Source organism: Desulfurivibrio dismutans, assembly GCF_029210385.1.
GTDB lineage: Bacteria > Desulfobacterota > Desulfobulbia > Desulfobulbales > Desulfurivibrionaceae > Desulfurivibrio > Desulfurivibrio dismutans.
This window is the reverse complement of sequence record NZ_JARGDQ010000007.1, coordinates 19,600-39,027: the sequence shown is the minus strand read 5'-3', so window position 1 is coordinate 39,027 and position 19,428 is coordinate 19,600. Positions and strand designations below refer to the sequence as shown.

The 19,428-nt window shown below is 60.9% G+C and carries 20 protein-coding genes; 13 read left to right on the top strand and 7 right to left on the bottom strand.

Annotation, left to right across the window (positions count from 1 at the left end):
• Window positions 1–61 precede the first annotated feature (61 nt).
• Entirely contained in the window at window positions 62–874 is an 813-nt protein-coding gene (gene bamD, locus P0N66_RS09170) for an outer membrane protein assembly factor BamD (protein ID WP_275804598.1), read from the bottom strand.
• 2 nt (window positions 875–876) lie between these two features.
• The gene (gene trxA / locus P0N66_RS09165) at window positions 877–1,206 is read right to left on the bottom strand and encodes a thioredoxin (protein WP_275804596.1); all 330 of its coding nucleotides are present in this window, start codon (window positions 1,204–1,206) and stop codon (window positions 877–879) included.
• 218 nt (window positions 1,207–1,424) lie between these two features.
• Between trxA and P0N66_RS09160 the strand changes: the two genes are divergently transcribed.
• The 6 genes from P0N66_RS09160 to P0N66_RS09135 all read left to right on the top strand — a co-directional run bounded on the left by P0N66_RS09160 (window position 1,425) and on the right by P0N66_RS09135 (window position 6,192).
• Window positions 1,425–1,643 (top strand): hypothetical protein, encoded by a 219-nt coding sequence (locus P0N66_RS09160; protein WP_275804594.1) that lies wholly within the window; start codon window positions 1,425–1,427, stop codon window positions 1,641–1,643.
• A gap of 178 nt (window positions 1,644–1,821) precedes the next feature.
• Window positions 1,822–3,300, top strand: coding sequence for an amidophosphoribosyltransferase (gene purF, locus P0N66_RS09155; protein ID WP_275804592.1), 1,479 nt, complete (start codon window positions 1,822–1,824; stop codon window positions 3,298–3,300).
• Window positions 3,297–4,268, top strand: a complete 972-nt coding sequence (locus P0N66_RS09150) for a KpsF/GutQ family sugar-phosphate isomerase (protein WP_275804590.1) — start codon at window positions 3,297–3,299, stop codon at window positions 4,266–4,268. The genes purF and P0N66_RS09150 overlap by 4 nt, the downstream gene beginning before the upstream one ends.
• A gap of 254 nt (window positions 4,269–4,522) precedes the next feature.
• Window positions 4,523–5,089 (top strand): 4Fe-4S dicluster domain-containing protein, encoded by a 567-nt coding sequence (locus tag P0N66_RS09145; protein WP_275804588.1) that lies wholly within the window; start codon window positions 4,523–4,525, stop codon window positions 5,087–5,089.
• A 15-nt stretch (window positions 5,090–5,104) separates the two neighbouring features.
• Window positions 5,105–5,527 (top strand): hydrogenase iron-sulfur subunit, encoded by a 423-nt coding sequence (locus P0N66_RS09140; RefSeq protein ID WP_275804586.1) that lies wholly within the window; start codon window positions 5,105–5,107, stop codon window positions 5,525–5,527.
• Window positions 5,524–6,192, top strand: coding sequence for a methylenetetrahydrofolate reductase C-terminal domain-containing protein (locus P0N66_RS09135; protein ID WP_275804584.1), 669 nt, complete (start codon window positions 5,524–5,526; stop codon window positions 6,190–6,192). The genes P0N66_RS09140 and P0N66_RS09135 overlap by 4 nt, the downstream gene beginning before the upstream one ends.
• A 348-nt stretch (window positions 6,193–6,540) precedes the next feature.
• Here P0N66_RS09135 and P0N66_RS09130 read toward each other — a convergent pair whose 3' ends face one another.
• Window positions 6,541–7,341, bottom strand: coding sequence for a nitroreductase family protein (locus P0N66_RS09130; RefSeq protein WP_275804582.1), 801 nt, complete (start codon window positions 7,339–7,341; stop codon window positions 6,541–6,543).
• Between the two features lie 300 nt (window positions 7,342–7,641).
• Here P0N66_RS09130 and P0N66_RS09125 point away from each other — a divergent pair, with 300 nt between their 5' ends.
• Genes P0N66_RS09125 through P0N66_RS09115 form a run of 3 tightly spaced genes read left to right on the top strand, consistent with a single transcriptional unit; the run spans window position 7,642 to window position 10,508 of the window.
• Window positions 7,642–8,883 carry a metallophosphoesterase gene (locus tag P0N66_RS09125; RefSeq protein ID WP_275804580.1) on the top strand — a complete coding sequence of 414 codons (1,242 nt, stop codon included), beginning with the start codon at window positions 7,642–7,644 and terminating at the stop codon, window positions 8,881–8,883.
• 36 nt (window positions 8,884–8,919) lie between these two features.
• The gene (locus P0N66_RS09120) at window positions 8,920–9,756 is read left to right on the top strand and encodes an alpha/beta hydrolase (protein ID WP_275804577.1); all 837 of its coding nucleotides are present in this window, start codon (window positions 8,920–8,922) and stop codon (window positions 9,754–9,756) included.
• An 8-nt stretch (window positions 9,757–9,764) separates the two neighbouring features.
• Window positions 9,765–10,508 (top strand): endonuclease/exonuclease/phosphatase family protein, encoded by a 744-nt coding sequence (locus P0N66_RS09115; protein WP_275804575.1) that lies wholly within the window; start codon window positions 9,765–9,767, stop codon window positions 10,506–10,508.
• Between the two features lie 184 nt (window positions 10,509–10,692).
• Here P0N66_RS09115 and P0N66_RS09110 read toward each other — a convergent pair whose 3' ends face one another.
• Complete coding sequence (locus P0N66_RS09110; RefSeq protein ID WP_275804572.1) at window positions 10,693–11,481, bottom strand: C-GCAxxG-C-C family protein; 789 nt, start codon at window positions 11,479–11,481, stop codon at window positions 10,693–10,695.
• 373 nt (window positions 11,482–11,854) lie between these two features.
• A complete protein-coding gene (thiD, locus tag P0N66_RS09105; protein WP_275804570.1) occupies window positions 11,855–12,667 on the bottom strand; it encodes a bifunctional hydroxymethylpyrimidine kinase/phosphomethylpyrimidine kinase in 813 nt (270 codons plus the stop codon).
• Window positions 12,668–12,816: 149 nt separating this feature from the next.
• Between thiD and P0N66_RS09100 the strand changes: the two genes are divergently transcribed.
• Window positions 12,817–14,193 (top strand): M16 family metallopeptidase, encoded by a 1,377-nt coding sequence (locus P0N66_RS09100; RefSeq protein ID WP_275804567.1) that lies wholly within the window; start codon window positions 12,817–12,819, stop codon window positions 14,191–14,193.
• 249 nt (window positions 14,194–14,442) lie between these two features.
• Window positions 14,443–15,777 carry a M16 family metallopeptidase gene (locus P0N66_RS09095; RefSeq protein ID WP_275804565.1) on the top strand — a complete coding sequence of 445 codons (1,335 nt, stop codon included), beginning with the start codon at window positions 14,443–14,445 and terminating at the stop codon, window positions 15,775–15,777.
• Between the two features lie 8 nt (window positions 15,778–15,785).
• Here the strand turns inward: P0N66_RS09095 and P0N66_RS09090 are convergent, their stop codons facing one another.
• Together P0N66_RS09090 and P0N66_RS09085 are read right to left on the bottom strand one after the other, a co-directional pair.
• Window positions 15,786–16,277, bottom strand: a complete 492-nt coding sequence (locus tag P0N66_RS09090; RefSeq protein ID WP_275804563.1) for a Slp family lipoprotein — start codon at window positions 16,275–16,277, stop codon at window positions 15,786–15,788.
• A 97-nt stretch (window positions 16,278–16,374) separates the two neighbouring features.
• Window positions 16,375–16,953 carry a Slp family lipoprotein gene (locus P0N66_RS09085; RefSeq protein WP_275804562.1) on the bottom strand — a complete coding sequence of 193 codons (579 nt, stop codon included), beginning with the start codon at window positions 16,951–16,953 and terminating at the stop codon, window positions 16,375–16,377.
• 372 nt (window positions 16,954–17,325) lie between these two features.
• Here P0N66_RS09085 and P0N66_RS09080 point away from each other — a divergent pair, with 372 nt between their 5' ends.
• On the top strand, window positions 17,326–18,462 hold the full coding sequence (locus P0N66_RS09080) for a phospholipase D-like domain-containing protein (protein ID WP_275804560.1): 1,137 nt from the start codon (window positions 17,326–17,328) through the stop codon (window positions 18,460–18,462).
• Window positions 18,463–18,558: 96 nt separating this feature from the next.
• Entirely contained in the window at window positions 18,559–19,389 is an 831-nt protein-coding gene (locus P0N66_RS09075) for a 4Fe-4S binding protein (protein WP_275804558.1), read from the top strand.
• The last annotated feature ends 39 nt before the right edge of the window (window positions 19,390–19,428 follow it).

Here is a 19,428-nt window from a genome sequence, read left to right as displayed (position 1 = left end):
CGGCAGAACCGGTTCGGGTCAAGATGGGGCAGTCCTGTTCCGCCGTTGTGGTGCGGCGGGCTTAATGGCCGTGGTCGCCCTCAACCCCCGGGGCGGCGGTGACGGTGCCGATAAAATCCCGCCAGCTGCCCAGAGAGAAATCGGGCACAAAGTCTCGCCAGTTCCGGCGGGGCGGCTCTCCGGCCTCCAGGGCAGCCAGGATATCCTCGGCTTCGGGGATGATTGCACTTTCCGGATAGTTGTCGATCAAGTAAGCCAGTCTTCTTTCGGCCTGTTCGTATTCCTTGGTGTTGAGGTAAAAGCCGGCGACGAACATCTCGTGGCGGGCCATGAAGTCGCGGGCGGCCATGATTCGTGCCTCGGCTTCCTCCCGGTATGGGGAGTCGGGAAAGGCGCGGTTCAGGCGGGTGAAGGCGGCGATGGCATTCAAAGCGTGGGCCGGGTCGCGGTCGATGGTGCCGATCCGCTGGTAATGGCACATGCCGATTTGGAACATAACGTAGGGGATGGCCTCGTTGGTGGGGTGGTTGTTCTCAAACTCCCGGTACAGTGGCAGGGCCTCGTCGTAACGCCGCAGATAATAGGTGGCGTCCGCCACCTTGAGTTCCGCCAGGATCCCCACCGAACTGAAAGGATAGCGCTCTTTAAGCCCCTGGAAGATCTCCAGGGCCTGGCGATACCGGGCCTGGTTGAACTTTTCCATGCCCTCCATGGCCAGCAGTTCGGGAACCTGCGGGTCAGCCTCAGCCTCCGCTGATTGGCCGCGGTTTTTGGTGCCGCAGCCGCTGACGGTCAGCAGGAGGACCAGCAGGGCAAAGAGTAGGGCCGACCCGATGATGGTCGGCCCGGTTGCCGGTGATTGTCTGCCGGGCACTTTTACAGCGCCTTGTCGATGAGGGCGGTGAGCTGGGGCTTGCCGACGGCGCCAGTAATCTGGTCAACCACTTCACCGTTTTTAAACATGATCAGGGTGGGAATGGCGCGGATTCCATACTTGCCGGGGGTCGACGGGCTGTCATCGACGTTCATCTTGGCAATGGCGATCTTGCCAGTGTATTCCTCGGCCAGTTCCTCGATCACCGGGCCGATGGCCTTGCAGGGACCGCACCAGGGGGCCCAGAAATCCACCAGCACGGGCAGGGAGTTTTTCAGTACCTGGGCGTCAAAATCAGCGTCGGTAATTTCCAATAATTTGTCACTGGCCATGTCGGTTCTCCTTTGTTTGGTGTTCGTTGGTATTGAAGATTATACTTAATATTCGGTCGTCTTGTGGGTTGTTCGACCCCGGTCGGAGCCTAACTGGACACTATTAAACCGTCTGAGATAAGGGAAATTGTACCGGCTGGGCAAGATAATGACAAGGGCAAATCTATCTTCTCTACTCCTTCTTGACAAGTATCACCCAGCCGGGATAGAGTGCCGGTATGGCGCCGCGAACCTGTACATACTGTTGCGAGAAAATCAACCCCCGGGCGGTGGTGTGCCCTTTTTGCGGTCGTGACCTGCCATCATCTTCACCGGCGCCCGCCTCCTGCCACTTTCCACTGTGGATTCCCCTGGTCGGCCTGACCGCCGCCACCTTAACCGGTGCCGCTCTCTTGGCAGCCGAGTTCCTCCGCGAGCGGCGCCACTGGCTTGATTGACCGCTTTTGCCAGCCGTTGTTCCTCCATGCCTTAAATTTTTGACGGGAAAAAAAACTTTTCCCCGAGCCGCCGAACAGGTATAATTCCGCTCTTTTGCGGGCGCGGTGTTCGTGTCGAGGATTGTGCCGCTAACCGGCAACGGCTCCGTTGCTCTTATTACCAGTGACAGCTTATATCATGACAATTACCAAACGTTCATCCGAGCTTCTCCCGCCCCTGGCCCAAACATTCGACCGCCCCCGGGAGGAGTGCGGGGTCTGCGGCATTTACGGCCATCCATACGCCGCTAAAATTACGTACTTCGGCCTTTTCTCCCTGCAGCACCGGGGCCAGGAAAGTGCTGGGATCGTGGTCTCCGACGGCGAACAGATCCGGCAGCACAAAGGCATGGGCCTGGTGCCGGAGGTGTTCAGCGAGGAAGATCTTCAGCACCTGTCGGGGCGACTGGCCGTGGGGCACGTCCGTTACTCCACCACCGGGGCGTCCCATATCACCAACGCCCAGCCCTTTGTCGCCACCCACCGGGGCGCCACCCTGGCCGTGGCCCATAACGGCAATTTGGTCAATATCCGTAAATTGCGCGACGAGCTGGAAGGTCAGGGCTCAATTTTTCAGTCCACCATGGACAGCGAGGTGGTGGTGCATCTGCTGGCCCGCTGCCTGGATATGGAGTTGGATCAGGCCATCGTTGAGACCTTCCGGCGGATCAAAGGAGCCTATTCCATCTTGATGATGACCCGGGATAAGCTGGTGGCGGTGCGCGATCCCGGCGGTTTCCGCCCCCTCTGCCTGGGCCGGCTCAACAACGGCTCCTATATTGTGGCCTCCGAAACCTGCGCTTTGGATTTGGTGGAAGCGCAGTACATCCGCGATGTGGAGCCCGGCGAGGTGCTGATCATCGATCAGGATGGCCTGCGCTCGCTGTATCTTGCGCAAAACCAGCCCAAAAGCTTCTGTATCTTTGAGCACGTCTACTTCGCCCGGCCCGACAGCGATATTTTCGGGATTAACGTCTACCAGAGCCGCAAGCGGATGGGGGAGATTCTGGCCCGGGAGTGCCCCATCGACGCCGATCTGGTCATGCCTTTCCCCGACTCGGGCAACTACGCCGCTATCGGGTACGCTCAGGCTTCGGGTATTCCCCTGGAAATGGGGGTTATCCGCAACCATTACGTGGGCCGCACCTTCATTCAGCCAACCCAGTCCATGCGCGATTTTTCGGTGCGGGTCAAACTTAACCCCATCCGCAGTTTCCTAGAGAACAAGCGGGTGATCATCATGGAAGACTCCATTATCCGCGGCACCACCGCCCGCAGCCGGGTCCGTTCGCTGCGCGGCATCGGGGTCAAAGAGGTGCATATGGTGATCAGCTGTCCGCCCACCCGCAATCCCTGCTATTACGGGATCGATTTTCCTTCATGTGAGGAGTTGGTGGCCAATCAGAGGACGGTGGAGGAGATCCGCGATTACCTGGATCTGGACACTCTTTATTATCTTAGCCTCGAAGGCCTGGTGGAAGCCACCGGGGCGCCGGCGGAAAACTTTTGCAAAGCCTGTTTTGACGGCAACTATCCCGTGCCGCCGGATCGCGACTTTCGTAAAAACGCCCTGGGCTGCGGAGGGTCGACGCTGGCATGCCCGGGCCGTAAACCATGAGTATTGAACAGGCCAGAGAGGTTTTGCGGATTGAGGCCGAGGGGATTTTGTCCCTGGTTGACCAGGTGGGCGAGGAGTTTGCCAGGGCCGTGGAGCTAATCATGGCCTGTCCCAGCCGGCTGGTGATTACCGGTATCGGCAAATCAGGGATTATTGGCCAGAAAATTGCTGCCACCCTGAATTCCACCGGCACTCCGGCCTTTTTTCTCCACCCGGTGGAGGCCATGCACGGCGACCTGGGTATCGTCGATTCCCGGGATGTGATTCTTGCCATCTCATACAGCGGCGAGACGGCGGAACTCAATCAGCTGCTGCCCACCTTGAAAAAACGGGGGGCGGCCATTATCGCCATGACCGGCCGGCCCGAATCCAGCATGGCCCAAGGCGCCGATGTGGTCCTTACGGTGACGGTGCCCCGTGAGGCCTGCCCTTTGGGGCTGGCGCCCACCGCCAGTACTACCGCTTCCCTGGCGCTTGGCGATGCCCTGGCGGTGGTGCTGCTCAACCGCAAAAAATTCGACGCCCGGGCCTTCCGGCGCAATCACCCGGGCGGCAGCCTTGGTGAACGCCTTAAGGTCAGGGTGGCCGAGGTGATGCTTACCGGAGATGAGATTCCCCGGGTTGAAGGCGCCGCTACCCTGCTGGAAGCGGTGGCCGAGCTTAATCGCAAAAACCTTGGGGCGGTGCTGGTCATGGAGTCTGCCGACCGGATGGCGGGGATTCTTACCGACGGCGATGTCCGGCGGATGCTGGCCAGGGGGGCGGACTTCGCCGGACTGACTCTGGCGCAGGTGATGACCGCCGACCCCAAAAGCATCAGCGCCGAACTGCTGGCCGCCGATGCCCTGAGCATCATGCAGCGCCATGAAGTTACGGTGCTGCCGGTGACCGACGATGAGCGGCGACTGATCGGTGTTCTGCATTTGCAGGATCTGCTGGGCAAGGGTGAATTTCGTTTTCTGGTGTAACTGTCCAGCAGCACCACGCCTTGCGGCGATCGGCCCGGCTTGTGTGCCTGGTGTACCCGGCGCCGGCCCGTTTGCCGCAATCAGGGGCACTGCTGAACAGTTACGAGCCTTCAAGGTTACTTTCTGGTTTGACAAACCGGCTGCTTTTCGGTAGCATTCGCCGCTGTTTTTGATTCGGGTTCCGGCTCTCGGCCGATTTGTCTTGCAGGTCGGCGGTGTTCAGCAAGTTATTACCAGGTTACAGGGGAAAGTTTATGGCGATTACCAATAAGGAGATAAGTGCGGCCTTCAGCGCCGAGGTTACGGCCCGGCCAGGCGGCGAGCACCTCAACCGTTGTTATTCCTGCGGCGCCTGCAGCGGCGCCTGCCCGGTCAGCCAGGCGATTCCGGAGTTCGATCCGCGCCGGCTGATTCATATGATCCGCATGGGGCTGAAAGAGCGGCTGCTCAGCTCGGAGCTGCTCGGCTACTGTTCCAGTTGCCGCAACTGTGTCTTTGTCTGCCCCCAGGATGTCAAATTTGCCGAGATCGTCGGCGCCCTGCGGGAAATGGCCCTGGAGCAGGGCCTGCTCACCGAAGAGGATCTGCTGGCCCGCGGCAAGGCGGCCTGGGTGGAGCGTGATCAGTGTGTCTCCTGCCTTACCTGCGTGCGGGTCTGCCCCTGGCGGATTCCGGTCATCGACCAGGGTGGTCGGGCCCATATCGACGCCAAGGAGTGCCGGGCCTGCGGGATCTGTCCGGAAGAGTGCCCGGCCGGGGCCATTAAACTTAACCAGTCCGCCGACGAGCGGCTGATCGCCGCCGCCGGCGGCGGCCGCTAAGGGAGGGCAAAAAAAATGGCTTTTACCCCGGATATTCAAGTCTTCTGCTGTCATTACACCTCCCAGCAGGCCCTGGCCGAAGGGCCGGAAGGCCTGGCCGCCGACGGTTTTCCCGCCAACGCCACCATCAACCGGCTGGTCTGCGGAGGCAAATTGAAAGTCTCCAGCCTGCTGGCCGCCTTTGAACAGGGCGCCGACGGGGTCTGTGTGATTGGCTGTCGACCCGATGAGTGCCATAATCTGATGGGCAGCCAGCGGGCCGCCCGTCGGGTACTGGCGGTGAAAAAGGCCTTGGAGGAATTGGAAGTGGAGCCCGAACGGGTGGCCATGTTCCACCTGGAACGGGGCTTTCATCCCGAGTTTGTCCGGGTGACCCAGGAGATGAACGAGAAACTTCAGCAACTCGGGCCCAGTCCGTTCAAAGGGGAAAAGAGATGATTATTGCCGAACGTAAACCGGTTAATGAAATCGTGGAAATGGTTAAGGATGCCAAGCGCGTCCTGGTGCTGGGCTGCCGTGGCTGTGTTTCGGTCTGTTCCGCCGGCGGTGAGCGGGAAGTGGAACTGCTCAGCTCGTTGATTCGCCTGGGTAAGCAGAAACAGGGGCAGAAGGCCGAGGTGATCGGCGCCACCCTGGTGCGCCAGTGCGACAAGGAGTACGTCGACGAGATTGACCAGTGGCAGGGCCGGTATGATGCCATTGTCTCCATGGCCTGCGGCGTGGGGGTCAACTTCATCGCCAACCTGCGCCCCAATGACCAGGTTTTCCCGGCGGTCAACACCACCAGCTTCGGCGGTTCCGCCGAGCAGGGGGTCTGGAGCGAACAGTGCGCCGGCTGCGGCGACTGCGTGCTGCATCTCACCGGCGGCCTCTGCCCGGTGGCCCGCTGCGCCAAAAGCCTGATGAACGGCCCCTGTGGTGGTTCGGTGGAAGGCCGCTGCGAGATCCACCAGGAAGTGCCCTGCATCTGGCAGTTCATCCACGAGCGGCTCAACCGTTTCGAGCGCCGGCAGGATCTGGAGCGGGTGGCCCCCATCCGCGACTGGCGCTCCGCCGGCCACGGCGGCCCCCGTAAAACGGTCCGCGACGACCTTACTGTTTAGATAAACGCCCGACCGCTGCCGAAGACGGCGAACAGCCCCGGCTGGCGACCGGGTAAGGCAGTGCGAAATCCCTATAACAGTCCGTTGAAAAAGCCATCCCTGGCTTTTTCAACTAACGGTTGGCCAAAGATGGATTTGGCCAACCCCACGAATTAATTGCCACTTTCAGTGCCAATTAATTCGGCGGCCCATCCAGGGGCAGCTTATCAGCCCGTTTTTCAACGGACTGATAAGCTGCCGTAAAACTTCCGGCAGTGCCGCAGATTGCGGCAAGCAGACCGGCGCCGCGTACATCAGGTACGCAAGCCGGGCTGATCGCCGCAAGATGTGGTGCTGCCGGAAGTTTTACTAGCGCCAGGTGATGTCCGCCGGGTGGCGCTGGGGAATCCGGGCAAAGCGGTATTTGGGGTAACCCAGCATCAGGGCACCATGTACCCGGTGGTTTTCCGGCAGCGCCAGGGCCTCCAGCAGGGGCGGGTGGTTGAAGGCGGCGGCCAGGAATAGGCCGGCCCAGCAGGTGCCAAGGCCCTTGCCGTGGGCCGCCAAGTCCAGGTAGGTCAGGGCAATGGTGCAGTCGATTTCCGGTTTCAGGGCCTTGTCCGAAGCGTAGGCGATCACCAGGCTCGGGGCCCCGTTGAGAATTTTGTCCTTCCCTTCTTCCCAGGCGCTGACCACTCCCGCAAAGGATTTGTTGGCCCGCATCCAGTCCACCGTCAGCTCGATCATCCGGCGTTTTTCCGCCGCCGATTCGATGACCAGCCATTTGGTGGGCTGGGCGTTTTTTACCGACGGCGCCCAGCGGCTGATGTCCAGCAGTTCATTGAGAACTTCCCGGGGCACCGGCTTGTCCTTGTAGTTGCGGGTACTGCGGCGGCTGCGCAGCAGTTGAGCGGTGGCTTCGGGGCTGGGGTTCAGTTTGCGGTCCAGGGGCAGGCAGCTTTCCGGTCCCTGGCCTTTCAGGGTCAAGGCGCCGTGGGGGCAGACCGCCAGGCAGTGGCCGCAGTCGATGCAAATCCGGGTCGCCGCCCGCCGGGTGGCGGGGTAACCGCCATCCTCGCCCTCGCTGATGAGCCCGAAAGGGCATTCCGCCATGCAGATGCCGTCGCGTTTGCATTTGTTCCGGTCAATGGAGATTAGTTCCATGCTCATTGATCCCCTCGTGAGGATGGTAAGAGGTCGGGATGCCTGGCGGCGTTGCGCCGACCTTGTATTTTCTTGTGTGTGGTTCGCCGGAGATAAATCCCGGCCATTCTACTCGTTCCCGCAGGCTAGCGCAACGTTGTCGGCGTCGCAAAAAGCTGCGCCGCCGACTGGGTACGCAGTTTGTAACTGCCTGTTTTCGCGAACCGAACAACACGTTGGGCGGGCTTTGGTAAGATTGTCAGCGTTGGGGCAATAAATTGATAAACATCGGCCGATGGTCCGGTGGCTGACGATGAGTGTCCTTAAATGCTACTGTTTCTATCGGCGTTTTTTTTAGTTTACGGCAGCCTGCACTGGCTTTTCTACCGCCGGCTGAGGGCGGCCTGGGGGCCGGGGAGCTGGCGCTGGCCGCTGGTGCTTACCTTGGTGGTACTGACCTTGGCCCCGGCTCTGGTTCGTTTGCTGGAACGGCAAGAATTGGAAGGAGCGGCCCGGGCAATGGCCTATGTCGGTTTTTACTGGATGGGGTTTATTTTTCTGTTTACGGTGGCGGCGTTGCTGCTCTCGCTGCCGGCCTGGCTGCTTCGTTATCGCCGGTTGCGAAGCCGGTCACAGCTGTCCCTGCCAACCGATGAGCCGGCTCCTTTGGGCATTCCAGGCTTTGTTGAGGCTTTGCTGACGCCGTCCGGTATTTTTAAGCTGGCCCTCCTTTTCTCTTTGGCGGCCAGTGGTTATGGTTACTTCGAGGCCCGGGATATCAGGGTTGAAGAGGTAAGGCTGGCCGCGCCGGAATTGGCCGGTTTTGCTCCGGCCCTGGCGGATGATGATACCGGCACTGCAAGCTCACCTTGGCCTTCGGACCGGCCTTTGCGGATTGTCAAAATCACCGATGTCCATTTGGGGCTGCTGATCCGGGAAGAGCGGCTGGCGCCGATGCTGGCGGCGGTTGCTGCGGCCCGGCCTGATATTCTGGTGGCCACTGGCGATATTGTTGACGGTCAGGGAGACGGGATTGCCCATCTGGCGGAAAAATTCCGTCGCCTGGAGGTGCCGCTGGGTAAGTTCGCCATTCTCGGCAATCATGAGTTTTATATCGGGGCGGCGGAGTCCCTGGAGTTTTTGGAAGCGGCCGGTTTTACCGTATTGCGCGGGGAGAGTGTGGCCATTGGTGACCGCCTGCGCATTGCCGGGGTGGATGATCGGACCGGCATCGCCCTGGGGCAGACGCCACCGGAACAGGAAGCACAATTGTTGGCCGAACTGCCGGCGGATACGTATAATATTCTGCTCAAGCATCAGCCGGTGGTAGTTTCCGGCGGCCATGTCGACCTGCAGTTGTCGGGGCATATACACCAAGGGCAACTGGTGCCGTTTAACTTTTTTACCAGGCTGGCCTACCGGGTACCATCCGGCCTGAGCCGGGCTGAAGACGGCCGTTACCTTTACGTGGGTCGGGGGACCGGCACCTGGGGGCCGCCAGTGCGCTTTCTGGCCCCGCCCGAGGTGACCCTGATAAAACTTTACGCAAGTGATCAGTCTGCGCCGTGATCACGCATCAATATTATCACCAGTAGGGACTGTAAAATGGATATTCGCGAAATGCGTTACAAAAAGCTGGAGCATCCCGCCATTGCCGGGGCTCTTTTCCATCCTCGAGCGGACTGGCAGCCACCTGCGGCTCCGGCTTTTGACCAGGAGGTGGAGGTGGCCCCGGGGGTTAAGCTGCCCCTTCGTTACCATCTGGGGGCGGTCGCCCAGGAGGCGCCCACCCTGTTGTTCTTCCATGGCAACGGTGAGGTGGCCAGCGATTATGATGAATTGGGGCCCCGTTTCAACGCCGCCGGCATCAACCTGGTGGTGGCCGAATATCGGGGTTACGGTGCCGCCGGCGGCATCCCTTCGGTGGCGGCCATGATCAGTGATGCCCGTCAAATGCTGCCAATGGTGCGTACCACTCTGGCCGAACAGGGCAAGAGCGGCCGATTGGGAGTTATGGGCCGCTCTCTGGGCAGTGTCCCGGCCATCGATCTGGCGGTTACCGCTCCGGCCGGCGAGGTGGAGGGGTTGATCATCGAAAGCGGTATTGCCCAGACCCTGCCCTTGCTTTTGGGGTTGGGGGTTGATGTCCAGGCCTGCGGGCTGGACAATGAAGCCGACGGTTTTTGCAATCTGCAGAAGATCACCCTGGTGGAAAAACCCACCTATATCCTTCATGCCCAGCATGACGAGATTATCCCCCCCGGCCTGGCTGAATCCCTGCAGGCCCATTGCGGTGCCCAGAGCAAGGAATTTCAAATTGTACCGGGGGCTGGCCACAACGATATCATCGAGCGGGTGGGTGATCTTTACTTCAAGGCGTTGGCCGGTTTTTGCCGCAAGCTGGGGCAAAAGCCCCGGCGTAAAAAAATGGGAGTCCGGTAAGGGCAGTTATGCGTTTACGAGTTATGTCCTACAACATTCACCGGGCCATCGGGGTGGACCGCCGGTTTCGCCCCGAACGCATCGCCCGGATCATCAAGCACCACGAGCCGGATATCCTGCTGCTCCAGGAGGTGGATGTGGGGGTACCCCGCTCCCGCCACCTGGATCTGGCCGAGGAACTGGCCGCGCTCTGCGACTACCCCCACCGGGCGGTGGGGCTAAATGTGGCCCTGAGCAAAGGGCATTACGGCAATGCCACCCTCAGCCGTTTCCCCATTACGTCCCAACGCAATATTGATCTTACCCTGCCCAAGCACAAGGCCCGGGGCTGTCTTTACACCGCCCTTGAGGTGCCCGTCAGCGGTGGCTCCCCCCGTTCTCTTGCGGTCTTTAACCTGCATCTGGGGCTGTCCTTTCACGAGCGGCCCCAGCAGGTGGGCAATCTGGTCAAAACCCCGGAATTCACCACCTTGGGGCCGGAAGAGCCCTGTGTCGTAGGAGGCGACTTCAACGACTGGTTCACCCGCCTGGCACCCATGTTCACCGAGATCATGGGTTTTAAGTGCGCTTCCAGCCATAAAGAAAATTTCCAAAGCCCTTACCTTACCTACCCCTCCTTTTCCCCCACCGGTGGCCTGGACAAGATTTTCGTCCGCGGACCATTTGAGATCGTCAAGCGCCAGCGCTGCCGGATGCAGATCTCCAAAATCGCCAGCGACCACCTGCCGGTACTGGCCGATCTGGACTGGTAAGCTATTTTTGATTTTTCGATGCCACTTTATTGTGGCTTGTAACGAATGCTTACCCACGACGAGCTGCTCCTCTGTCATGTGTTTTTTGCCCGATGGCAATTGACAATGATGGCGGGGTCGCCAGGCGGGGCGGGAAAAAAAGAGTGGCGAGGGGTGAAATGGTACCACCCCTCGCCTGACAAAATTACCTCGGCGCGGTTGGAATATCGTTGCCGTGGCAGCTCATGCAGTTTTGCTGGGCCGGTAAGCCTACCGTGCCTGGTCCACTCCAGGCGGTGTCGGGTTTGTATTTGCCGTCCTTCCAGTCATTAAGAAGCTCGGCGGTGCGATAGGCCACGCTGGCGGTGACGCTGGCGCAGCGGTGCTTTCTTTCATCACTGCCAAAGCTCCGGTCCGCCGTCTTCATCCACCGTCCCACCGACTGGTGGCAGATGGGGCTTTTGGCTACAGACCTGGGGATTTCCCCATTGAACTTCGGGTTAACCGGGGAATAAACCGGCATCGGAGTGTCCGCATAGAATTGCAGCAAGTCATGGATCATGGCGTTGGAATATTCCTTGGGAACGGCCAGGCCGATAACCAGGGCTCCCGCTACCGGGGCGCCGCAGGTCAACCCCCAGCCCAACATGCCGCCGGCGCCGAAGCTGATTGACTCGATGGGGAAGTCGGTCCATGGCTCACCTACGTTTTGCCGCAGCTGCTCAAACAGGCCGGTGGTAACGGCCTGGGAGCAGAAAACCTCGTACCAGGCATGGTAGGCGGTTTCTCCCACCCGGGCCGGGTCCACTTTTTCGTAGGGCCAGGGCCAGGCCGCGCCGTTGGTCCGGGCCGCCTGGGCAGGGGTAACCAGGCCCAACTGCGAAATCGCCGCCCCGGCCATCAAGGCGCCGGTTCCGATCAGCATTTCCCGGCGGGACAGATCGATCCCCTTGCGGTTGTCGGCAACGATTGCTTCCTGTTTCTTCTGTTCCATGGTCAAATCTCCTCTCATTTGGTTGCCCGCAGGCTGACTGCCACATTGTGGCCATTACTATGGTGCGATCTTAAGGCCTGGTGTCGTTAAGATCAATTAGGCAAATTGTCGCACCTGCGGTTTGGGTAAGAGGAGTTGCGGAGGGCTATCTTTTTAAAAGACCGGAAAAAATATGGCGCAGTATGGATTCGTCGATTCTGGCCTGCAACTGTTTTTCATATTCGTCCAGCTCCGGGCGGCTCATCGGGGGGCTTCGGTGTGAGGGGCGCTTGCACGCCGCTTCCTGGCGCACTGGGTTGTCTTGCAGATCGGCGATAATCCGGCCGGTCGGGGCCGCCATCAACTAATTTAGTAATGTTATGCTGGGGGTGTTTCAGGGCTGCGGCCAACTGGCGAAGAAATGGTGGACCGGGCCGTGGCCCTGGCCCAGGCGGTAGTCGGCCCCGGCGATGATGGCCCGGCGCAGATATTCCTTGGCGGCGCTGACCGCCCCGGCAATGGTCAGGCCGTGGGCCAGGTGGGCGGCGATGGCCGAAGATAGGGTGCAGCCGGTGCCGTGGGTGTTGGGGGTGGCCAGGCGGTTGCCTTCCAGCCAGATGGGATCGGCGCCGGCGGTGACCAGGCAGTCGGGGCTGTCTTCGCCGCGCAGGTGGCCGCCTTTGAGCAGTACCGCCCGACCGCCCAGTTCCAGCAAGGCCCGGGCGGCGGTCTCCATCTGAGAACGGTTGCCCACCGGCAGCCCGCTGAGTACTTCCGCTTCGGGGATGTTGGGGGTGATGATGGTGCTGATGGGGATCAGGTGTTGGCGCAGGGCAGTAACGGCCTCTTCCTGCAGCAGTTGGTCGCCGCTTTTTGCCACCATCACCGGATCAAGAACGATATTGGGGCAGTCCCCGGCGGCCAACCGTTGGGCCACCTCGACAATCACCTCCGGGGTGTTGAGCATGCCGATCTTGACCGCGTCCACCCCGATATCATCCAGTACCGCCTGGATCTGAGCCCCCACCATGGCCGCCGGTACCGGGTGAATGGCCATCACCGCGCAGGTGTTCTGGGCGGTGATGGCGGTAATGGCGCTCATGCCGAAGCAGCCCAGGGCGGAAAAGGTCTTAAGATCGGCCTGAATGCCGGCTCCACCGCCGGAATCCGAACCGGCGATGGTCAGGGTCCGCAAATAAAATTTCATGGTTTTTCCTGGGCTGTTTGGCTAGGTTTTTTGACAAAGGCTGCCGAAAGGTTGCCGGAAAATGAACACTTTGTCGCTGCGGGTGTCAAGAAGTAAAGCAAGACTTGTTGCGAGGTCGCTCAATCACATATCGGGGAGCAAGAGCCGAAATGAATATTCCTAAATGGTCAGCCTTTTTCTTGATTATTTTTTACCTTCTGCTGTCGCCCTTGCAAGGGTTAGCCCAGGATGTGCATGAATTCACGCTCGACAACGGCATGAAGGTGCTGATAAAGCCGGATACCCGGGCCCCCGTGGTGATCTCCAAGGTTTGGTACGGGGTGGGCTCATCCCATGAATACGGCGGCATCACCGGCATCTCCCACGCCCTGGAGCACATGATGTTCAAGGGCACCACCCGCTACCCGAGCGGTGAGTTCTCGCGGATCATCGCCGAGCAGGGCGGGCGGGAAAACGCCTTCACCAGCCGTGACTATACCGCCTACTTCCAACTGCTCGCCGCCGATCGCCTGGAGATCTCCCTCGAGCTGGAGGCCGACCGCATGCGCAACATCACCCTGGACGAGGAGGAATTTGTCCAGGAGATGCGAGTGGTCCAGGAGGAGCGCCGCCTGCGCACCGAAGACAACCCCAACGCCCTGCTCTTCGAGCACGTCAATTCGACCGCTTGGCTCAACAGCCCCTACGGTATCCCCGTCATCGGCTGGATGACCGATATCGAGCATTACACGGTGGCTGACCTGCGTAGGTGGTATGACCAGTGGTACACACCCAACAACGCCACCCTGGTGGTGGTGGGTGACGTGGACCCGGAGCAGGTATATGATATGGCGCAGCGCTATTTCGGCCCCATCGAGGCCCGCGAACTGCCGGAGATCAAGCCCCGGCTTGAGACGCCCCAGCGCGGCGAGCGCCGTCTGGTGGTGCGGGCTCCGGCGCGGGTGCCGGTGCTGCTGATGGGTTACAAGGTGCCGGTATTGATGACCGCCGAAGAGGAGTGGGAATCCTATGCGCTGCTCGTTGCCGCCGGCGTGCTGGACGGTGGCGAGAGCGCCCGTTTTGCCAGCCAGCTGGTGCGCGAGCATGAACTGGCCGTCGGCGCCGGCGTCGGCTATAACGCCTTTTCCCGCCTGGACACCCTGTTCACCCTGAGCGCTACCCCGGCTCCCGGCGTAGGGCTCAGCGAACTGGAGGAAGCGCTCACCGCCACCCTTCAGCGGCTCAAGGAGGAGCCGGTGTCCGAGGAGGAACTGGAGCGGGTCAAGGCGCAAGTGGTCGCCCGCGAGGTTTATCGGCTAGATTCGGTGCAGGGTCAGGCCATGCAACTCGGTATGCTGGAGACGGTGGGCCTGGGCTGGAGCACGGTGGAGGAAATCACCGACCGGGTGCGCACGGTTACCGCCGAGCAGGTGCAGGCGGTGGCGCGGCAGTATTTCGACGTTGACCGGCGAACGGTGGGCTGGCTGGAGCCACTGCCCATCGACCCGGACGACCCGCCGGGGTATTTTGAAGGGCACTTGCGTTGACGTAAGTGTGCACCAGGGCCAGCTAAGTGTTGATTTAACGGGCTGTAAACGTTCATCCGTGCTCCAGATTCGAGCAAGCAGCCAACAAGCGGGCAAGACTTCGTGTAACAAAAACACACAGGACAAAGCGAAAAAATGATGGACTCGCAAAGAAAACGCCAAACGGGTTGGTCGGTAATAAGAAAACCAGGGTTTGCCAAGCGTACTCCGTCGGCGCCGTTTTTTGCGGCGCCGACAAAAATTAGGCGGATGAATTGGCGGCGGTTCCTGTTCTGGTCCCTGCTGATGCTGCTGTTGACTCCGGCGGGAGGCGCGCAGGCGGAGCCGGGGCCGGGTATTGAACATTGGGAGACGGAGAACGGGCTCAAGGTTTATTTCATGGCGGCGCCGGCGCTGCCCATGCTGGACCTGCGCGTCATATTTCGCGCCGGCAGCGCCAGGGACGGCGATCAGCCCGGGCTGGCCCGGCTGACCAACGGGCTGCTCAAGGCCGGGGCCGGCGAGTGGGATGCGGACACCATCGCCGAGCGCTTCGAATCCGTAGGCGCCCAGTACGATGCGGATGCTTTGCGCGATATGGCGTTTCTGAGCCTTCGCGGCCTCACCGAGCCCGACTGGCTGGAAAGGGCCCTGGCAACCTTCACCACCGTGCTCGGTCAACCAAGATTCTTCCAGCGTGACTTGGAGCGCGCCCGCCGCCAGACCCTGGTGGCCCTGGAGGCGGAAGCCCAGCGGCCCGGCTCCGTGGCTCAGCGCCTTTTTTTCGAGGCCGTGTTCGGGGAACATCCCTATGCCTCGTCGCCGCTGGGTACGTCGGAGAGCGTCGGCGCCATCAGCCGTGAACAGGTGCAGGCCTTCCACCGGGAGTTATACGTGGCCCGCAATGGCGTGCTGGTGCTGGTGGGTGGGGTGAGTCGCGAACAGGCCGAGGATATCGCCGCGCAGGTGGCGGCGGCATTACCCGAGGGCCGCCCCGCGGCGCCACTGCCGGAGGTCAAACCCGTTGAGGAGGCGCGTACCATCCGCGTACCTTTCCCTTCGGAGCAGGCGCACGTGTTCATGGGTCAAACGGGGATGCGCCGGGGAGACCCTGATTACTTCCCGCTTTATGTGGGCAACCACATGCTGGGGGGGAGTTCCCTGACCTCGCTGCTCTTCGAAGAGGTGCGAAGCAGTCGGGGGCTGGCTTACAGCGTTCACAGTTCTTTCGTGCCCATGGAAGTGGAAGGGCCTTTCGTCATGGGCGTCCAAACCCAGGCCGCCCAGGCGGACGAGGCCATCCAGGTGATGCGCGACACCCTGGTACGTTTCCGCGACCGGGGCCCGGACCGCGCACAGTTACAGGCCTCCCGGCGCAACATCATCGGTGGGTTCCCGTTGCGCATCGCATCCAACCGCGACATGGTGGGCAACCTCGCCATGATGGGTTTTTACGGCCTGCCGCTGGACTATTTGCACACCTACAGCGATTACGTCGAAAGCGTGAGCGCCAAGGGCATCCGCGACGCCTTCCAGCGGCGCCTCGACCCCGAACGCCTGATCACCGTCATCGTGGGCGGGGAAACTGAACTGGTCTTGCCGTGAACAGCTGACTACCGGCCGAAGATTACGCCGATACCGATATGAAAACGGGTTCGCTCGGGGGCGTGCCTGGCCGGCGGCCAAAGGTAAAGGTCTTGGGCCTCAACCACGGGGTAGGTATACGTCACTTCGCCCACCTGTCCTTGTTTAGCCGCGGCCAGAACGCCCTTCACCGTCACCTGCCGGCCGGGGGCATAGTCCAATTCTTCCAGGTAGCCCGCCTGGCGCAGTAGAAATCGCCCTTGGGTTGGGCGATCGGCAAGGGGCCGCTGGGCCTGGTTCAGGGGGTAGCTCAGCATCTCGATTTCAGTGTGATCAGGCAGGTTATGGGTGGCCACGATGAGCCCGCCCCACAGTACCTTGTTGTCCCGGTAAGATTCGGGATTCTCGGATACCGTCGCCGGCAGCAGGTCCAGTGCCACCTGGTGGGTGTCGTAGCGGGGGCCGGTGGCGCAGCCAGCCAGCAGGATCGGCACCAGCAACATGACGATTAACTGACGCATGCCATTCTCCTTGTGGTCATCAATGGCTCCTGGCCACGGAAATAGCCTGCCCGCAAGCCGCTTGCGATTCGATATCCGCATCATGCCATGCCGTTTATCAGCGAACATGAGGTCGGTAAGGCGGGTAGCGCTGGGGAAACCAGGGATCGTACCAGGGGTTATACCACCAAGGGGGGTAATGGTAGGGGTAGTGATGCGGGTAGGAGTAGTCGGGTAAAGGTTCGCGTATCGGCCACAGGTGTTTTACCTCCACTTGCACCAGCACGTAGGGATACTCAAACTCCCCCACCGTAAGACGCTTTATCCCCGCCACCTTGCCACGTACCGTCAGCTCGCGGCCGAGGGTATATATTGCCGGATCGACGAAACCAGGCACCTGTGCCAGGAAGCGGCCGTGGCCGACATCGGTTTTCCGTGGCCGGCCGTTAAGTTCCAGGGGACGAGAGACCACATGGATCAGGGCGTGGTCAACCCGGTTTTCCACCGTGGCGATGATTCCGCCCCAGCGGATAGTGGCCCCGTCGAAGTGCATTGGGGCGGCGCGAATTTCGTCCGGGGTGAGGTCCAGTGCCGGGGCTTCCCGAATCGGGCCCGGAACTTGAGTGGCGCAACCAACCAGACCAAGGCCGGCCAGCACAATCAGGAGTAAAGCAGGCAATGAACGGAGGGCTGCCATTTTGGGCCTCGCAGACATTTATCTTACCAGTATTGCCGACCATTACGGCCGGAGGCATTTTGCTTTTTTACGTGTCTGTTGCGTTTCATTGTCCTGAATTGTCCCAATGATTGTCAATAACAAAACCGGGAATCAAAGTTATACCTGCCCGGGTTGCTCGGCGGCGCAAGGTCCTGTAAAAAGCAGAAAGCCGCTGCCGTGGTCATGGCGCTCCACAGGCAGCAGGTTGCTTATTTGACCGATTTTTCGTTGACACCCTGGTCGGCAGCCGTTATTGCACAGAATTCTGGTTTTGACCGGATCTGTCTTGGGGAGGATCTCCGTGTCTCGGCCACTGGCTGGCGGCTTTTGCACCCAGAATCGAGGAATAACTTGAGTATCTCCGAGTACCGCTTTCGCTACCCTTGGCGCCCCGGCAACCAGATCGAGTTGCTGGTTGACGGCGAAAAGTTCTTTCCGGCCATGCTGGCGGCCATCGACCAGGCCCGGCGGTTTGTCCTGCTGGAGTTCTACCTCTTTGAATCGGGCCGGGTCGCCGAGCGTTTCATTGCCGCGCTCTGTGATGCAGGCCAGCGCGGGGTCTACGTCGGCCTGTTGCTGGATGACTTCGGGGCGCGCAAATTGCTGCCGAGGGATCGCCAGCAACTGCTGGCGGCGGGGGCCCGGCTGCGCTTCTACAACCCACTCCATTACGGCAAATTGCGCCGCAACCTGTTTCGCGATCACCGCAAATTGCTGATCATCGATGGCCGGCTGGCATTTACCGGCGGGACCGGGATCGCCGATGAATTCGAGACCGCCATGCAGCCCATGGGCTGGCATGATGTCATGCTGCGAATCCAGGGGCCGGTGGTGGCGGACTGGATGGATATGTTCCTGCGCACCTGGCGGCACCAGACCCGTGAATCCCCAACCTTTTCCCCGCTGCCCGACCAGCCCGAACGTGGCGGGCAACTGGCCCGCTTGGTCGTGAATTTGCCCACCCGCACGGAGGTTAAGCGTTCGTTGCTCAAGCAACTGCGCCAGGCCAAAGAGCGGATCTGGATAGCCACGGCCTACTTTATTCCGTCGTGGAAGATCCGCCGCCGCCTGCGCCGGGCCGTCCGGCGGGGAGTCGATGTGCGTCTGCTGCTGCCCGGGCCCCACACCGACCATCCCTCCGTCCGCCATGCCGGGCGGCGCTTCTACGCCTCCCTGCTGCGCAGCGGGGTCAGGATTTTTGAATACCAGCCCCGATTTATCCACGCCAAGATCCAGCTCTGTGATGACTGGGTCTCGATTGGCTCCAGCAACATCGATCGCTGGAATCTGCGCTGGAGCCTGGAGGCCAACCAGGAAGTCCGTGACCGCCAACTGGTAGGTCAGGTTGCCGAACTCTTCGAGCATGATTTTGCCCAGAGCCACGAAATGCTCTATTCACAATGGCGGCAACGCTCCTGGTACCGGCGCCTGCCGGAAAGGTTCTGGGGCTGGATGGATCGCTGGCTGGAGCGGTTCAGCCAACGGTAATAATGACAGAGGTGATCCCGGCTCAGGGGAGCTGGGATCACCTGCCGGGGGCTGAAAGTTACGCTACTGAACAGGCAAGAAGGAGGCTGGAAAGTTATGTGTGAATTTTGCACCAAACATGGTGATGGTCAGGTTTGGTTCAAGAATGCCGCCAATTATGGCCGGGATCTGGCCGCCGACCTGCGGCGCCGGGGTTACATCAAGGATTTTTTCACCTCCACCATCGAGGAGGGGGTTGCCTCCCTGGGGCGGCTGGAAAGCCTGTATCGGCGTAAAGGCCGGTTGCCGGCGCGGCTGACCCGGGCCATGGAGGAACGGGCCAAGGAGGAGCATTTCGGGCAGGTGGTCACCATCGAGGATATCCGGACCCTGGTGGGCAAGGCCGCCACGGTGGTGCGGCTGCCCTGCGCCTGCCGCTGGGCAGCCCTGAAGGCGGAAAACCGCTGCTGCTACAGTGTCAGCTACACCCCGGACGCCTGGTATGAAGACCTGGACATGGGCTATTTCGGTATGGCTCAGGATGAGGGGCTGGAGCGGCTCAGCCCGGCGGCGGCCATCGGCCAGATGGAGGCGCTGGAAAAGGAGGGCGCCATTCATACCATCTGGACCATGATGACCCCTTTCATCGGTGCCATCTGCAACTGCCGCCCCGCCGACTGCCTGGGTTTGCGAACCCTGGCCCTGGATGTGGAGCTGATGTTCCGGGGGGAACAACTGGCGGTGGTGGATGAACAGCGCTGCAACGGTTGCGGTGCCTGCGCCGAAGCCTGCTCGTTCCAGGCCATCGGCAGCCGCCCCACCGCCGACGGCCACCGGGCCGTGATCAGCCCCCTGCAGTGCTACGGCTGCGGCCTCTGCCGCAACGCCTGCCCCACGGACGCCCTGAGTATGACCGAGCGCCGCCATTCTCCTCCGGCCAGCCTATAGCCGCTTTCCCACGGCGGTAAAACGGGAAGACAAATGGTT

Coding starts and splice junctions, on each gene's coding strand:
- P0N66_RS09095 (WP_275804565.1), top strand. CDS start 14,443: ATGAATTGGCGGCGGTTCCTGTTCTGGTCCCTGCTGATGCTGCTGTTG.
- P0N66_RS09115 (WP_275804575.1), top strand. CDS start 9,765: ATGCGTTTACGAGTTATGTCCTACAACATTCACCGGGCCATCGGGGTG.
- P0N66_RS09160 (WP_275804594.1), top strand. CDS start 1,425: ATGGCGCCGCGAACCTGTACATACTGTTGCGAGAAAATCAACCCCCGG.
- purF (WP_275804592.1), top strand. CDS start 1,822: ATGACAATTACCAAACGTTCATCCGAGCTTCTCCCGCCCCTGGCCCAA.
- P0N66_RS09100 (WP_275804567.1), top strand. CDS start 12,817: ATGAATATTCCTAAATGGTCAGCCTTTTTCTTGATTATTTTTTACCTT.
- P0N66_RS09135 (WP_275804584.1), top strand. CDS start 5,524: ATGATTATTGCCGAACGTAAACCGGTTAATGAAATCGTGGAAATGGTT.
- P0N66_RS09150 (WP_275804590.1), top strand. CDS start 3,297: ATGAGTATTGAACAGGCCAGAGAGGTTTTGCGGATTGAGGCCGAGGGG.
- P0N66_RS09110 (WP_275804572.1), bottom strand. CDS start 11,481: ATGGAACAGAAGAAACAGGAAGCAATCGTTGCCGACAACCGCAAGGGG.
- P0N66_RS09130 (WP_275804582.1), bottom strand. CDS start 7,341: ATGAGCATGGAACTAATCTCCATTGACCGGAACAAATGCAAACGCGAC.
- P0N66_RS09090 (WP_275804563.1), bottom strand. CDS start 16,277: ATGCGTCAGTTAATCGTCATGTTGCTGGTGCCGATCCTGCTGGCTGGC.
- thiD (WP_275804570.1), bottom strand. CDS start 12,667: ATGAAATTTTATTTGCGGACCCTGACCATCGCCGGTTCGGATTCCGGC.
- trxA (WP_275804596.1), bottom strand. CDS start 1,206: ATGGCCAGTGACAAATTATTGGAAATTACCGACGCTGATTTTGACGCC.
- P0N66_RS09120 (WP_275804577.1), top strand. CDS start 8,920: ATGGATATTCGCGAAATGCGTTACAAAAAGCTGGAGCATCCCGCCATT.
- P0N66_RS09085 (WP_275804562.1), bottom strand. CDS start 16,953: ATGGCAGCCCTCCGTTCATTGCCTGCTTTACTCCTGATTGTGCTGGCC.
- P0N66_RS09140 (WP_275804586.1), top strand. CDS start 5,105: ATGGCTTTTACCCCGGATATTCAAGTCTTCTGCTGTCATTACACCTCC.
- P0N66_RS09145 (WP_275804588.1), top strand. CDS start 4,523: ATGGCGATTACCAATAAGGAGATAAGTGCGGCCTTCAGCGCCGAGGTT.
- P0N66_RS09125 (WP_275804580.1), top strand. CDS start 7,642: ATGCTACTGTTTCTATCGGCGTTTTTTTTAGTTTACGGCAGCCTGCAC.
- P0N66_RS09075 (WP_275804558.1), top strand. CDS start 18,559: ATGTGTGAATTTTGCACCAAACATGGTGATGGTCAGGTTTGGTTCAAG.